The sequence below is a fragment of the Moritella sp. genome, assembly GCF_013215705.1.
GTDB lineage: Bacteria > Pseudomonadota > Gammaproteobacteria > Enterobacterales > Moritellaceae > Moritella.
On record NZ_JABSQR010000011.1, the window covers coordinates 18,416 to 34,311 of the forward strand.

General features: G+C 42.9%; 9 protein-coding genes. 4 read left to right on the top strand and 5 right to left on the bottom strand.

Annotated features, from left to right (window positions below):
* The first annotated feature begins 28 nt into the window (after positions 1–28).
* Positions 29–2,962 carry a M16 family metallopeptidase gene (locus tag HRT96_RS08830; RefSeq protein ID WP_293155114.1) on the top strand — a complete coding sequence of 978 codons (2,934 nt, stop codon included), beginning with the start codon at positions 29–31 and terminating at the stop codon, positions 2,960–2,962.
* A gap of 181 nt (positions 2,963–3,143) precedes the next feature.
* On the opposite strand, the gene HRT96_RS08835 is transcribed toward HRT96_RS08830, so the two are convergent.
* Genes HRT96_RS08835 through HRT96_RS08855 form a run of 5 tightly spaced genes read right to left on the bottom strand, consistent with a single transcriptional unit; the run spans position 3,144 to position 9,163 of the window.
* Positions 3,144–3,440, bottom strand: a complete 297-nt coding sequence (locus HRT96_RS08835) for a cytochrome c (protein WP_293155117.1) — start codon at positions 3,438–3,440, stop codon at positions 3,144–3,146.
* A gap of 54 nt (positions 3,441–3,494) precedes the next feature.
* On the bottom strand, positions 3,495–6,191 hold the full coding sequence (locus tag HRT96_RS08840; RefSeq protein WP_293155120.1) for a molybdopterin-dependent oxidoreductase: 2,697 nt from the start codon (positions 6,189–6,191) through the stop codon (positions 3,495–3,497).
* Positions 6,192–6,193: 2 nt separating this feature from the next.
* Positions 6,194–6,814, bottom strand: coding sequence for an arsenate reductase (azurin) small subunit (locus HRT96_RS08845; RefSeq protein ID WP_293155123.1), 621 nt, complete (start codon positions 6,812–6,814; stop codon positions 6,194–6,196).
* Positions 6,811–8,061 (bottom strand): cytochrome c peroxidase, encoded by a 1,251-nt coding sequence (locus HRT96_RS08850; RefSeq protein ID WP_293155126.1) that lies wholly within the window; start codon positions 8,059–8,061, stop codon positions 6,811–6,813. The genes HRT96_RS08845 and HRT96_RS08850 overlap by 4 nt, the downstream gene beginning before the upstream one ends.
* A 10-nt stretch (positions 8,062–8,071) precedes the next feature.
* A complete protein-coding gene (locus HRT96_RS08855; RefSeq protein ID WP_293155129.1) occupies positions 8,072–9,163 on the bottom strand; it encodes a cytochrome c peroxidase in 1,092 nt (363 codons plus the stop codon).
* A gap of 348 nt (positions 9,164–9,511) precedes the next feature.
* On the opposite strand from HRT96_RS08855, the gene HRT96_RS08860 reads away from it, so the two are divergent.
* The 3 genes from HRT96_RS08860 to HRT96_RS08870 all read left to right on the top strand — a co-directional run bounded on the left by HRT96_RS08860 (position 9,512) and on the right by HRT96_RS08870 (position 15,888).
* Positions 9,512–11,836 carry a HEAT repeat domain-containing protein gene (locus HRT96_RS08860; protein WP_293155132.1) on the top strand — a complete coding sequence of 775 codons (2,325 nt, stop codon included), beginning with the start codon at positions 9,512–9,514 and terminating at the stop codon, positions 11,834–11,836.
* Between the two features lie 127 nt (positions 11,837–11,963).
* On the top strand, positions 11,964–14,537 hold the full coding sequence (locus tag HRT96_RS08865) for a PAS domain S-box protein (protein ID WP_293155135.1): 2,574 nt from the start codon (positions 11,964–11,966) through the stop codon (positions 14,535–14,537).
* A complete protein-coding gene (locus tag HRT96_RS08870) occupies positions 14,530–15,888 on the top strand; it encodes a sigma-54 dependent transcriptional regulator (RefSeq protein WP_293155137.1) in 1,359 nt (452 codons plus the stop codon). The genes HRT96_RS08865 and HRT96_RS08870 overlap by 8 nt, the downstream gene beginning before the upstream one ends.
* Positions 15,889–15,896 lie beyond the last annotated feature (8 nt).

Below are 15,896 nucleotides of genomic sequence, written 5' to 3' on the forward strand. Positions count from 1 at the left end.
CATAAAATTAAGTTTCATGGAGTTATCAATGTTATTTAGAGCTATACCAATCACAACACTTGCAGTAATAACCAGCCTACTCAGTGCCTGTGGCAGTTACCAAAACAACGACCTAAACACCAATAAAAAAGAAACAGAAAAAGTAGTAACAACTCAAATTTACCAATCTCAAGATCAGTTACCAATACGTTCCGATTTGATTACCTATCAATTAGACAATGGACTCGATATTCTGCTGTTACCAAGAAGCAAGTCAGGTGTCGAGCTTAGGTTATTGGTAAACTCAGGTTCATTACATGAAACAGAGCAACAACTCGGACTCGCTCATTTTGTTGAACATATGGCATTTAAAGGTACGCGTAATTTTCCTGACAAACAGAGCTTTTTGGCACTAGAATCTCAAGGTTTAACACTGGGTAGTCATATTAATGCCTCGACCAGTTTTAATTCCACGATTTATCGCCTGTCATTACCGGATAACAGCAATACTGAATTAGCGCTAAATGTCTTATCAGACTGGGCAAGTGAGATCAGCTTTGATAACGATGCATTTGACGCAGAACGCGAAGTTATTGTCGAAGAATGGCGGTTACACCAAGGCAGTGCTTACCGAATTAATAACGAGTTAGAAACACTGCGCTATCAAGGTAGCCGTTTTGCTCACCGTAATACTATCGGTGACATTAACATAATCCGTCATGCGCCAGTCAGCCAGGCTAAAGCTTATTATAAGCGTTGGTACCAGCCCCAACGCATGACACTTGTTGTAACCGGGAACTTTGATCAAACCGATATAAAAAAACAAATTAATGATTATTTTGCAAATAAACCAACGGGTAATACACCTGCCGACCCTAACAGTTGGCATCAATTTAAGCATAATTCACAACTTGAAAGTAAGCTGATTTTCGACCCAGAACGCGCTGGTAGAATGCTACAACTTACCTTACAAAATGACCTACCATCAGCACTTAATACCACGAATGGACAGTGGCGAGATCTCATTGAGTCGACCTGGATTGCAGTGCTTAATCAGCGTCTTGATATTCTCACTGACCACGATAAAATTAAATTTGCTCGTATGAATAGTAAAAGTAGCTTATTGGATGCTAACCGAGTTCAAGCATTACTCATCGCTAAACCTAAAGGTGATGATTACGCCGACACCTTTGCTATTTTAACACGAGAACTGCAACGTCTAGCAACAGAACCGGTAACACAAGCCGAACTCGATAACGTGGCCGATATATACATAGCAAAACTATCCCGCCAAGCCGCCAATGAACAAGCATATGAAAATAGTTACCTTGCTGATCGTCTTGTAAATTCAGTATCTAATCATATGCCGATGCTCAACAAGCAACAAGAACTGGCGATGGCAATCCAGTGGTTAGAAGCGCTCACACCCGAGCATTTACAAGCATCTGTCATTGAAACATTAACGAATAGTGCACCCAAAATCGCTATTATCGGACCTGATATCGACAAAGGCAAAATAACGGCATCTGAATTAGCCCATATCTGGCAACAAGCTCGCCAATCGGTACCTGGACCTTTTACTTTAGCAGCCAAGACACAAGATCTGCTCATTACAGCCCCTGATGCCATAAAAACAACCCAAGCACTCAACACAAAAACCATTCTGTTGAACCAGACTGGAAAAAATAAAGCATTAACTGAACAATTAACCTTAGAAAACAACATGACGGTTGTCATTCATTCCGACTCGAATTTGCAAGGTGATGTACAATTCGATCTTAAAATAAAAGGCGGTAATTCGTTAGCAAGTAACAAACAACTGGGCTCAGTTAATTGGGCATTAAACCTAGCTGAACGCTGTGGTTACGGTGGTTATAGTGCACGTCAACTCGCGAAGTTTTCTCGTAAGGAAGACCTCTTAGTTAACGCATACAGCCAGCAGCTATATCATGGGTTTCGCGGTAAGGCACCGGCCGATAATATGGATAAGTTACTTAGTTTAATCTACTTAAAACTAAGCAGTCCAAACAGCTGCACTGATAAATTGGTTAACATGCAAGAAAGCTATTATTTAGGTCAAACCAAATTACCGGCAGAACGAAAATTCTATAATGCACTGACAGCAGCCAGCTTTAATCAAAGTCAGCGTTTAGTGTCTTCAGCATCAGGTCCTTGGAAAAAGTTTACAAGTCAGCAACTGCAAACATTATATCAACAACTATTTTCTCATCCCGAACAGATGCAATTAACTATTTCTGGACCCGTTGATATTAAGCAACTAAAACCATTATTATCTCAATGGCTAGGTAACATAGTTACGGTACCAGAGACGACAGACCACGCCATAGATACAAGTGAAAAACAAGAACAACAAGGCTGGTTAGACCACAACATTAAGCCGCTTAATCAAGCTATGCAGCAAACGTTTGCGATTGGCAGCAGTCCAAAAGCGATGGTGCAAATACATTACAGTGCTGATACACCATGGACATTACAACGTCAACTCGGATTACAGTTGATTGATGACATGACTAACTTAAGATTGCGTAATAAAGTTCGTGGTGAGGCATCCGGTGTTTATGTTATCAACATGTCTCAGTTATTAGCCAAATACCCTAGTGCCTATTATTTTGCACGTCTAAACTTCACTAGTGCACCCGAACGGGCAGGAGAATTAGCTCAATTAGCAAATAAAGAAATACAAAAGATCGCACGTAAGGGTTTCTCTTTTGCCGAGCTTAAGCAAGCAAAAAAAACCTGGCTACTGGCCCAACATCAGCGTGAGAAATATAGCAGTTACTGGCTACAAGCATTAAGTCAACGAACCATCGAAGACGGGATCACCAATCTCAATGAACTAACTCAATTAAATGTGATTGTATCCGAAATGAGTATCGAAACTATTAATGAAATAGCACATGAACTTATGGGGCATGCACAAAAAACGTTTATTTTAATGCCTAAACCTCTTCCTATGGTGTAAGAAGGATCGTTGTTACTACACTTACTATATTAGTAGTCATATTACTTATAACAGGGATTGAAACAGGCTGCGTAGGTAACCCTTATGGTGATACCTACGCAGTTAGCGATACTCGACAAATACAGCATGTTTCTTACGGTGTAATCATTAGCGCAGCACCAGATTAATATTTAATACCTCACTATTTCAAACTGGCATAATAAGCAGCAATGTTGGCTATATCCGTATCCGATAATGCCATCGACATGCCTTTCATGGTTGGATCTGGGCGCTTACCTGATTTAAAATCTTTCAGCTGCTTCACCAGATACATTGCTTTTTGTCCGGCTAGGTTCGGGTACATAGGGACCGAAGATATCCCCGCGACACCATGACAGGCCATGCACATACCGGTTTTAGCCTTACCAGCCTCGATATCAGCAGCTATCGCAGGCATTGTAACCATTCCGGCTAAGATTAATAATGCTATTTTTTTCATGTCTTTCCTCCTTAATTCAGGCCTTAAAAGAGGGCTGTTGCCAACCCGTTTTATTTAAACAATATTTCGCGGTGCAAAAGAGAACGCGCGGAATTCATGTTTATATTTAGACTCACCAATTTTCCTGATTTTCGATACACCCATTTTAAAGTTGTAGTTACCACTTATCTGATCAACAACTCGTGTCGTGAGTGAGTTAGACGGCTGGCGCATATCGAGCATGTTGGCATACAGCGCCCCCTGCTTGGTTGCAGGCGTCACAATTGCAACCGCAGTCACCGCGGCTTTATCAAGCTGGATATGACCGTTTTTCAGCAAGCTACTAAATTGGAAATCATCGCCTTTCACACCCAGAATGGTCTCTTTGAAATTAGCCACCCGATCGGAATACATCATCACTTGATCGCCCGATTCAATACCGCGTTTTTTCGCATCTTCAGGGTGAATTTCAACCCAGTTTTCCGGCCAACGTTGGGCGGTATAGGCACGACGTTCAACATCATCAAAGCCTGACTGCCAAATTTCGTTAACGCGGCCATTAGAGAACCACAGCTCATCTTCTCTTGGTTGCAACCAAGCATAAAAATCACTGAACAGATCCCAAGGATGTTTCTGCAGATTGACCTTGCCTGTTTGGCTATTAAAAGCCGTTAACTGTTTCTTCAATACGTTCTGACCTTGTGGTCCATTCGCTAAACCTTTTTCAGCTAATGTTGCAGCGGTCATTTCAGTATCATGTAAACGTTTAGTACCCACTAACTTTTTAGTATCGTAGTTATAGAACACAGGTCCTTGAATACCTTCAGTGCCATATTCTCTGAGTTTTTGGTGTAAGGTTTTACCTTCGATATGAGCAGCCACTTTGATCATATGGAAATCTTTACGACTACCCCGGCTAAAGCGTGATGCTTCTTCCGCGACATCGTTAGATGTTTCCCAATCAAAACCGTCAAAGCCCATGCGTTTCGCCAGTTGGCCAACAATCCACCAATCTGGTTGTGCTTGTCCTGGCGCATCATTGAATTTTTGGTAAAGGCGCAGACGTCGCTCGCCATTGGCTCGCATAAAGTCAACCTCACCCCAAGTGGCAGCCGGGAAAACGATATCTGCAAACTTAGCGCCGATTGGATCACGGAGATAAATGTCTTGGTTGATCACCACCATACCGCCAGAGTCCGCACGTTTTTTCAAGGTATCAATGATCTCTTGTTTATCATAGCTATAGACTTGATGTGGGTTCGAGGTGACTAACTCCCAGAATTTCTTCTGCAGACCTTGGCTACCACACATAGATTGGATCCACGTGGTACCAATAACATGCGCAAAACGGGTATGACCTGAATATAAATAGCGGTCAGTATCTAACGCTCTGCGACGACGACCAGGTACTTTTTCAGGTGATTTATTACGCGGTAATTTACCACCTGACTGACCACCACGTTGGTGACCACCAAAGCGTCCAACAACACGCCCTTCACGACCACCAGCACCGACAACCGTTGCTAGCGTTGAGATCGCATTGGTATTGGCCGTGTTATTTGACCAGTAGAAACCTTTTTCAATACCAATCGATGTTTTAGGACGTATACCATTAACTGGTTTCGCCATCATTTCAGCGGCTTTGTAGATCTTAGCTACATCAATGCCGGCCATTTTAGCCGCGTATTTAGGATCAAACTCGTCTTGTGCTTGGTTCCATTTTTTATAATCTTCAAAACCGTCAGTTTGGAATTTTCCCCACGTGGTACGCCACTGCCAAGGCGTATTACGGGTACCCTGACCAAAACCAGAATTAGACTCCCATTTGTTATTTACCCATTTATCAATCCATTCATCATCTTGCCAACCATTGTCCATGATCACGCGTAATATCGCGCCAATCACCAGGTTATCAGAACCCGGGTTAAGATCGATATGTAAGCCGCCATGTTTTTTCATGTAAGCAATACCGGCGGTTTCTCTTGGGTTTAATATCACGGTTTTCATACCGCGTTGAATAGCCGGCATCATAAACTGAGTAAACAAGATGGTCTTGGTTTCATACGGGTCAGTACCGCAAACCATTAACGTATCGGCTGCGCCCCAATCGTCATAACTTGGGCCAAAGTTATCAAAACCCGCATCACGGAAACCCGGTGTAGAAGTTACGTCCGACGGGGTATCATGGAAACTAAAGTTAGCCGTATTAATATGACGTAATGCATATTTGGTGATCGCATAGGTATTCTCAATATATTGATAAGAATAGGTTTTAACGCAATAGGCATTGGTGCCGTGTTTATCAATAACATAACTACCCACCTCAGCAGCAATATCCAAGGCAAAGTCCCAAGGCACAGGTTGTAAGCTACCACCAATCCGTACTAACGGTTGGGTTAAACGGTCACGCGTGCCCGTTGCGGGGTTATAAACCTTCTGCGCTAACAGACCGCCGCGCATGGAAGAATCCCCCATCTTATTAACCACAGTGCTGTCTTTGTCTGGCACGATGATAATATGATGCGGTTTGCCAAGATGCATGACGACATTATGTTGTGATGGCGCAACCCAGGCTTGCAGTGGCGCACTGGGAAAATCGATACCAAAGGCATTTTCACTGGCTTTTTGGCCGCCACTGGCTTTTTCAATTGGCCAACGATAAACTTTGTAACCACAAGCGACGATGCAATAGTCACATGCGGTGGTGATCACTTCTGCAAACGTTGGTGGTAACGGTGCATGGTCTTCTGGAATATAAAAATTAGTAGTCATAATTAAGCCCCCTGCATGGCAATAATATTATCGGTACGGCCAAACAACAGGCCCATAATGCCAACGGCATAAATGTCATCACCATCTTGTTCAAGCAATACTTGCGGCAGACTTTCATACGCTTGACCCGACACAATAATACCGTGACGGCGTAAATCAAACGTCGATAAATGGAATGGACATTGCCCTAATACACGGTGCTCACCAACCACTTTGTATTGACCATCAAGTGGCCCGCCTTGGTGAGTACACATTAATGAAAACGCCACAATATCTTGTTTGTGACCAAGACCACCACCTGCTTTTACACCCATTCGCGTAATAATAGCGCGTGAATTAGGACCATTATCCGGGTAGTTAAAGTTAACAGGCTCATTCAGTTTCAACTCACTGACTTTGGCGATCAACTGTCGTGGATATCCCACCACTCGCGCCCGCACACTTTGCGCTTGTGCAGTACCAGGGAATAACGACAAGGAAACCACACTCGCGGTACTGGCCAGCGCACCGGTATACATTAAGAAATCACGACGTGAGACCATGCATTTTTGATGCTCTCCTGCACTTTCTGTGTTCATTTTCTCGTTACGCGCTGCATTGCGTTTTTTTCTGTCAAAGATCATTTTGTCGCCTCCGCAAGTTGTTGCTCGGTAAATAGACGCTGATAAGGAGGTAGATCTGGATAGTCCATGGTGATACGTTCACCAGAGAAAGCACCTAAGAATGCCAACAAATCTATTTTTTCATTCGCAGTTAAACCCAGTGGTTTGATTAGCTCACTTTTAGTAGCGGGATAACCGGTCGAGCGACCATCAGCGGCGATGCCACCGCGATCATAGAAATCAACCACATCTGCTAGTGTTGCTAACGTGCCATTGTGCATATACGGAGCGGTATATTTGGTATAACGTAAACTAGGAGTTCGGAATTTACCCTTCATTTCTTTGCGTTTACCACGGAAATAAACCCCTGGATCGGCTTTGGTTTTACGGTACATTTTCTCGTTAGAACCTTTGGCATACAGCTCATAACGGAAAGTAATCTGTGCAAGAGCCTCTGAATCCCAGCGTAAGTTAGTCGGTACACCTACGTTGTAGTATTTCTGATCACTGGCTAATGCACTGTTATGGCAAGCGATACACTGTGCTTTACCTTCGAATAAGGTTTTACCCTTAAGTTGCTGTGCCGATAACGCCGTTTCGTCACCCATCAAGTAGTTATCTAATGGGGTATCTGTTTGTATTAACGTACGTTCAAATGCCGCCATGGCTTTCCAGACGTTGCTGAGCTTCGGATAGTTATCACCAAATACTTGATTAAAACCAGTCACGTATTCAGGAATAAGCGCTAATCGTGCTTCCATGATGTCATCTTCGCCATTACCAGCAACCGCTCCTTTCGCCGCACTCTTCGCTTGGCCTTCTAGGGATTTACTTGAACCAGCCCAGAATAATTTGCCGTAATACGCAGAATTAATAATGGTTTGACTGTTACGCCAATGCACAGTACCCGGATAACCGAGTGATAGATCTGTTGGGAAATCCCAACCCAACGCAGGATTATGACAAGCCACACAGGCTGTTGAACCATCCCCACCAATACGACCATCAAAGAATAGCTTTTTACCTAACGCAATTTTTTCATCGGTCATGAGGTTATCTGCTGGAACCGGGACCGCACCAAGCGGCGCTAATGCGGGTAATGTCATGCCATTGAGGGTGATCGGTTTTAATGATGCGGCAACCATCTCTGCCGTGATCACATTTTTATCTGCCTTAATGTTCTTATCGTCTTGCTGCGCACACGCTGGAACAGTAGTAATTGTCAGCAATAACGCGGCCATAGTAGACAAGTTGATTTTAGTGCTCATCTCGTCCTCCTTAGTTTTTAGCATTTTGCCAATTGGCAATAGGTGCATAGTTATAATCTGACTGAGTCCAAACGTGTTTTTCAGTCGTTAATGGTTCACTTGACAGCGATTTCAAAAATGCAACCAAGGCTTTTTGTTCTTGCCACGTCAAATTCAACGGTTTTAAACGGCTGTCTTTGTTGCTGTCCTCGCCACCACCGGTATTATAAAACGCCACCACATCTTGCAGGGTTTCCAGCATGCCGTTGTGCATATAAGGTGCGGTGTGCTGTAATTCACGCAGTGTTGGGGTCATAAATTTCCCCATATCAGAACCATCGGCTTTATGGGTTTGCACATGCGCACCCACATCGCGTTTCAAGTTCATGTAATTTTCATTACCCATGAACATATTAAAGGCGATAAAGGTGTGATGACGCAGTGGGTCACGGAAGATATCGAGGTTTTCTTCAACACCGGTATTGTGAGGTTTACCATCACTTAACAAAGGTCCATTGTGGCATTGCACACAACCCGCTTTACCGGTAAATACAGCTTGACCTTTAAGGGCGAGTTCTGACAGCTCACCTTTATCAAATGGCGTAGTATTGGAGGTTAATGTTTTAAGAAACTCAGGAATCGCTTTACGAATAGAACCATTAGAAGGCTCGCCATAACCCGCGGCTTTAAACATGCTCACATACACAGGATCTTGCTTAACACGCTCTTGCATCAAACGCATATCCATGTTCATTAACCAATCTTCCGTTAACATTTCACGCGTTACATCGTTTAAATTAGTACCGATACGACCGTCATGAAACCATATTTTCTTATAAGCGGTATTAATTAAAGTCGGAACATTACGAAAGCCTTTACTGCCAGGGTAAGCTGGCGCTAGCGCATCAGGGTGAGAGAAACCACGGTCAGGTTGATGGCATGATGCGCAAGATAGCGCTCCGTCACCGGACAAACGTGGATCATAAAATAGACGTTTACCTAGTTCTGCTTTTGCGGCATTCACTTTCAATGTTGGTAGCGCACCAAACTCGCTGGTATGAGTCGCGGCCCAGCTAGAAAATGATAACGAAATAGCAGCAGTAAGGATCAGCGTTTTTTTCATTATAAAGCTCCTTTGCTTCCTATCAATTGGAATAACATTAATCACAATGGGGTATTTGCATAAACTAGGCCAAAACAACAAAATTAAATAAAAGCATATATAACAGCAGTTTAAACTAAAACGTGAGCGAGTTAACATTGCCATTCCTGTAACGTTTTATTAAATAATAAAATGTGTAGTTGAATGAATCGTTAAATTATCAGCTATGTAATAAAGAAGGCAGAACAAGGATTTACCTTCCAAGCCGCGCAATCACTGGTGATTCAACCAATAACCTATTTCGGCATGTTTTATGCTTTATACCTTGTATAGATAAATGCAGAGAGAGTGAATCGAATGAATTCCAACATGACACAGACAAATGCAGCTATTCATGAATTAAGTAAATTACTGGAAACGGGTGACGAAGCGCAGCGTTGCTATTCAGCCCGGGCGATAACTGAAGCAAAAATAACCACGGTTACCCCAGCGCTCAACGCGTGTTTATATCATCAAGACCCTGATGTGGTCGCTGATGCGGCAACTGCACTTGCGACAGTCTGTGCTGGCGATTTAGATAGCTTAGCAGATGTGGCCATTAACCATCCGGATAGCGACGCACGATTAGCAGCACTGTCCGCCTTAACAAAACAATACGATAATGAAAAGCCGCGTGTAGTAGAAATATTAACAAAGTTTGCACTAGGCCGTGACGCGGACGATGACTGGGGGTTAAGTGGTGGTTGGGATGACTGGTGGGATTTGCAATTAACCGCCGTACAATTGCTGAGTTCAATTCAAACTGAAAAACAAGTCGACTTGTTTAGTGAGCTGTTCATTGAATTATTAGAGCAAGAGCAAGACCCTGAACCTGAGCTCGAGCTTGCACTATATCGTGCTTTGGTCGATTTTAAGCCGACAATATTACTGCAACATTGGGCTACCGCGAGAAAAATGAAACAACGAAGACTCGCTCGCGCATTTGCAACAAGTGCAAGTTCGACAGCAATAAACCACATGGCAGCATGCTTACACTGTGATGATGTTGAAATCAAAAAAATCGCCATTAAAGCGCTGTCAACGTATGGTTCAGAGCAAGCGTTATCACTGTATTTAAACGATATAATTCAGTGTTTAAGCGACTGTGATGCAGGTGTGCAAGAAGCCGCAAAATCAGCGTTACATCAGCTTAATCAATTAGATGTTTTAACCTCAACCGAACTAATACGATTCATCGAAAGTGCACCCAATTCAAGTTTGCCAAATTTGATCCTGTTACTTTCTCGCCATGATGATTTAACTAAAGCTGATATGTTGTTGCTACAGGAATACCTCACACATGCAGATAGTAATATAAAAATTGCGGCTATTAGTTTCTTCTCGCAGTTATCAAAAAAACAAATTTTTAGTTATTCCGAACACTACTTAGCTGCATTAAATAGCTGCTTAACGGCAATACAAGATCATCAATTACCTCTGTATCAGCGCGCACAATTACTCCGACAGTTAAGCCAATTTAAACAACATGCGCACCTGTCATTCCCAGTATTGAAAGCACTGCTGGAGAATGAAGAAACCGATGTTGCCCTACGCCAATCGGCATTAGAAGCCATCACCAGCGAAACCAATGAAGACAGCCTAAAATGGCTAAAACAACTGTTACTTGGCCTTGCCTCACAAGAAGATACCATTGCCATTACCCAAGTTGATGCCGTTGACGTTGAAAATAATAGCAAGCCTGAAAAAACAGCAGGGCGCATTAAACTAGAAGCACTATTAGCTGAGCATGGCGATAAGTTTCCTGAAGACCAAGGGTTTGATACTGCCCCGGTATCAACACTGGCAGCAATTCAGCAATCTAACATTGAAGCAACGCTATTATCGGCAGATGACAAACCCGATGATCAGACCTTGCTGGAAATGTTCGACGACCTCGATGATGAATTTACCGCCTACAGTAACATTGTGCGTGACCATCTCGATACCAGTGAAAACCTAGCATTAAACCGTAAAAAAATTGCCCGTTTACCACAAACTGACAGCAAACTCTTGGCGATCAGAGCGCTCGGCCACAGTAACACTGAATCCGCTGCTGGCTTGCTGATTGAAGCAATGCTCGGCGCGACACCGAAAGAACAGCATGAGTTATTTCAAGCGTTAACCAATATCGCCAAGCATCACGACTATAAAGTATTGAGAAATGGGATTGGTGCCGCAGGTTATACCCTGCATTATGGTGATCCATTATGTAAGCAATCTGCTGCGCAGTTTTTAAGTCACATGCCGCTAAACAAAGCCCTGCCAATATTACTGGTTGGCGCAGATGACGAAAATGAACACGTTCGCGTCTGCTGCCTAACAGCACTCAAGGAACAATTAGAACGCAAACGCTTATTACAGCGCCACCAGCAGCAAACTTGTGACATCATCGCCAAGAAAATACACGATCCAGCGGGCGGAGTACGTAAGTTAGCCCTGCAAATTTTAGCCAAGATCGATTTATCTAAATACCTCCCCGCTTTAATTGAATTAGCGGTTAGCGATCAAGAAAGTAATGTGATCGCCGCCCCCTTGTTCTTTACCAAACAACAAGAATCACTGGCAATTTTAACCGACAATATTGCTGAATATAACGATCACCGACAACCATTAGCGATCCAACTTGCTGGCCGCTTACTTGCATTCACGGCATAACATGACCTAACGCAATTCATTGATTGATTTAGCGCAAGTATTATCAATGGCACCGAGATTCGGTGCCATTTTTTGTTACACTCATTTAGTCAGGACACTGGCTGTAAATGCTTAAAATGGATCTTTTATGCGCACTGAATACTCGGGTAATAATATGGACATAACCGCTAACCACAAAAAATTCTCTAAAGACTTAGCCTATTGGTTATTACCTTGCTGGTTAGTTATTTTTATTATCATGGTGATCCACTATTCGCTAAACATTGCAAAGGACAAGCAATACGCATTACACAATGAACAAGTGATTGTTGAGTTAATCGAAAAACTGCTGAATGAGAGCCTAAATAGCATGACATCCGATGCCCTCATGCTGTCTTATATTGCGAAACAGATATCAATAGATCACAGTAATACGGCACCTTTAACCAATTATTTTATTGAATTAAGTAAAAATGATGATAATTACGAGCAAATCCGTTTTATAGACATACAAGGTTACGAACGTATTCGTGTTAATAATATCTCAAATAAAATTTACACGGTTGATAGCCAAGATCTACAAAATAAATCAAAACGTTATTACTTCCAAAAGACCATGCAACTGAGTCAAGGCAATGTCTATATCTCACCGATGGATCTGAATATCGAAGCAGGTCAAATCCAACAGCCACTTAATCCCACGATCCGGATTGGCGTGCCGGTCTTTAATGTCCAAGATGAAAAAATAGGGGCGATAATATTAAATTACAAAGGCCGTAAACTGATTAATCGCTTATTACATATCTCGCCCAATTTTATTGAGCATTTATACATACTCAATGCGGAAGGCGTCGCGATTATTCAACCGGTTAAATCGGCGCTATCTACGCTTACATCGAAAAATAAGTCACCAGCTACACCACAACCATTTCAATTCAATACCAGCAAGCAACTAAGTGACGAGTTACTCGAGCTTATGAGCCAGGCACATCAAGGTCAGATATTACTTCAAGACAGCTACATCACCTTCACGCAAGCGTTTTCTAATCGCAGTGGCCGTTGGACCATTGCCTCGATATTTCCCAAGCAACGCTTTAATTTAGCCCGTATCGCCTTTGCCGATAATTACATGCTGCTGTATATTACCTTAACGCTGGTCCTCAGTTTTTTGATTTTTCTGTTCCGCTATCACTACCAACAAACCAACAACCTACGTGAGCAACAGGCCTATGATAAACAATTCAGATTAACGTTAGAGAACATCCAGTTTATTGCGGTATCCATTAACAGTGATGGCATCATTACTTTTTGTAATGACTTTTTCTTAAACTTGGTTGGTTATCAAAAACACCAAGTCATTGGCAAGTGCTGGGTTGATACTTTCATTCCGCAAAAGCTACAGCAGCAAGCTGCAGAGGCGTTAAAGCAAGCACTAGTACAAGAGTTAGACCAAACCAAAGTCGAAACTGTAGTACAAACAAATTGCGGTGAGGTGGTGTTGGTATCATGGAGCAGTACCTATTCTAAAGCCCACGGTAATAATCTCGCCACAGCCACCTTTATTGGTGAAGATGTCACAGAACATAAAATGGAACAGGACCAACTACAGCGCTTAAGTCACGCCGTAGAGCAAAGTCATAACTCGGTTATGATCACCGAGATCACCGGTGAAATCATCTATGTAAATCCGGTATTTTGCGAACTCACCGGTTATCAAAAACATGAAGTACTGGGTATCACGCCCAAGTTTCTACAATCAGGCGAAATGCCAGTGGTCGGTTATGACAGCCTTCGGCAAACTATTCAACGTGGTGACGAATGGCGTGGTGAATTCCATAATAAGAAAAAGAACGGCGACTTGTTTTGGGAACGCGCGCGTATATCGCCAGTCAAAGACAGTGCTGGCAATGCCCTGTATTTTGTTGCGGTAAAACAAGATATTACCAAAGAGAAACAGCTTGCCCATGAAATGCAGGAACAAGAAGCATTACATGCAAAACAAGACAAACTGGCGGCAGTAGGTAAAGTCGTCAACATGATCGCCCATGATTTAAGAAACCCGCTGAGTTCGATCAAAATGGTACTGCAGATTTATGCGCGTAAAGAGCAAGATGAGTTGTTTGATATCTCACTTGAGCAAGTGCGTTACATGGAAGCTATTTTGGAAGACTTACTGTCCTACTCTAGACCTGAACAGTTTAAACCCGAATGGCTTGATTTAAATAAATTGGTTGAATTTGCCGTTAACAGTCAACGTCGTCTCGCGAAAGAAAAAGACGTGGCGATAGAATTTAGCTACCCGCACAACTTACCAACTGTGTATGCCGACCCGATCAAATTACGCCAAGCACTGCAGAATTTGATCGTTAATGCGATTCAGGCGGCAGAAACAAGTGAGCAAGCTTGCCCTTTAGTCACGGTCACGACTAACATCTTACTCACTGATTCCAACTCGGTGATCTTAATTGATATCACCAATAATGGAAAATCCATCGACCCTTGTATGGTCAGCAAAGTATTTGAACCTTTTTATACCACCAAAGCAAAAGGCACAGGGTTAGGCTTGGCTATCGTACAAAAGATAATTGAAAGCCACAAAGGCAGTGTACGTTTAAAACCCATCAATCCGATTGGTACTTTAGCGCAGATACAATTACCGTTATCTAGCCACATAAGTGCACCAATTTCACCGATTAAGGACGTAGTTAACGAATATGTGTAAATTGCTTATCGTCGACGATGACAAAGGTATCCGTCGTACGCTTGAATTACATTTTAATACGCAACAACATGATGTTAAAACAGCGAATAGTGTCGATGATGGCCTTGTTATCGCGAAAATTTTTTCTCCCAATATCATTATTCTCGATATTCGGATGGAAGGTAAATCAGGTTTAGAGGGCATCGGTGAATTCAAACAGTTCTGCCCGAATGCCCGCATTATTATGATCACCGCGTTTCATGATATGCAGAGTACCATCGAAGCGATGCAAAATGGCGCGGATGAGTACATCCATAAACCGTTAGATCTTGATGAAATTGATGCTGCGGTTGGCTCTGCTTTACAGTTGCAAAATAACAGTAACCTTGATGCCATCAACATTCCCGACAGCAGTGGTAACTCGATTGTTGGTTGTTCCAAGGCCATGAAAGAGATATTCAAAAACATTGGTCGAGTAGCAATGACCAACGCATCCGTAATGATCACCGGTGAGTCTGGTACCGGTAAAGAAATGGTCGCCAAAGCCATTCATAATGCGGGCAATAAAACAGCGCAACCTTTTGTCGCAATCAACTGTGCGGCGTTAGTCGAAACCTTGCTGGAATCAGAAATGTTCGGCCACAAGAAAGGCTCGTTCACTGGTGCGGTTCGCGACCAAATGGGTAAGTTTGAATTGGCTCAAGATGGCACCTTATTTTTAGATGAAGTCGGTGAATTAGCGGGTTCTATTCAGGCTAAATTACTACGTGTTCTGCAAGAAAAGGAATTTACGCCGGTCGGTGGCAAGCAGTCACAAACCACTAATGCGCGGATAATCTGTGCCACTAACATCGATTTCCAACAAGCGATTCAAGACAAAACCTTTCGTGAAGATCTGTTTTATCGCTTACAAGTAGTGCGTATTCACATTCCAGCACTGCGAGAGCGTAAAGAAGATTTACCTCTCCTGATCCCTGCCCTATTGGCGCGGATTAACCGTGACTTGGATACCCAAATTAATCGGGTAGCCCGTGATGCGATGGAAGCACTGTGTGCCTACGATTGGCCGGGTAATGTGCGAGAATTGGAAAACTTGCTAACCAAAGCGATGGCGTTATGCCCAGGGAAAATACTCACCCTAGATCTGTTCGAAAGCATTAGCCCACAATCGGCAGACATTGATAGTGGTAGCTCTGCTAGGTTAGGCCTGTCACCGCAGCAGGATATCGTCGAGTTAAGCTTGCATGATCTTGAACTGCAGTACACAGTCGAAGTGCTCGAACGCGTCTCAGGCCATAAAGGTAAAGCGTGTGACATTTTAAAAATCAGTCGCCCTAAACTGCAACGTATTCTTGATCGTATTGAAGCTTAAGCTTGTTT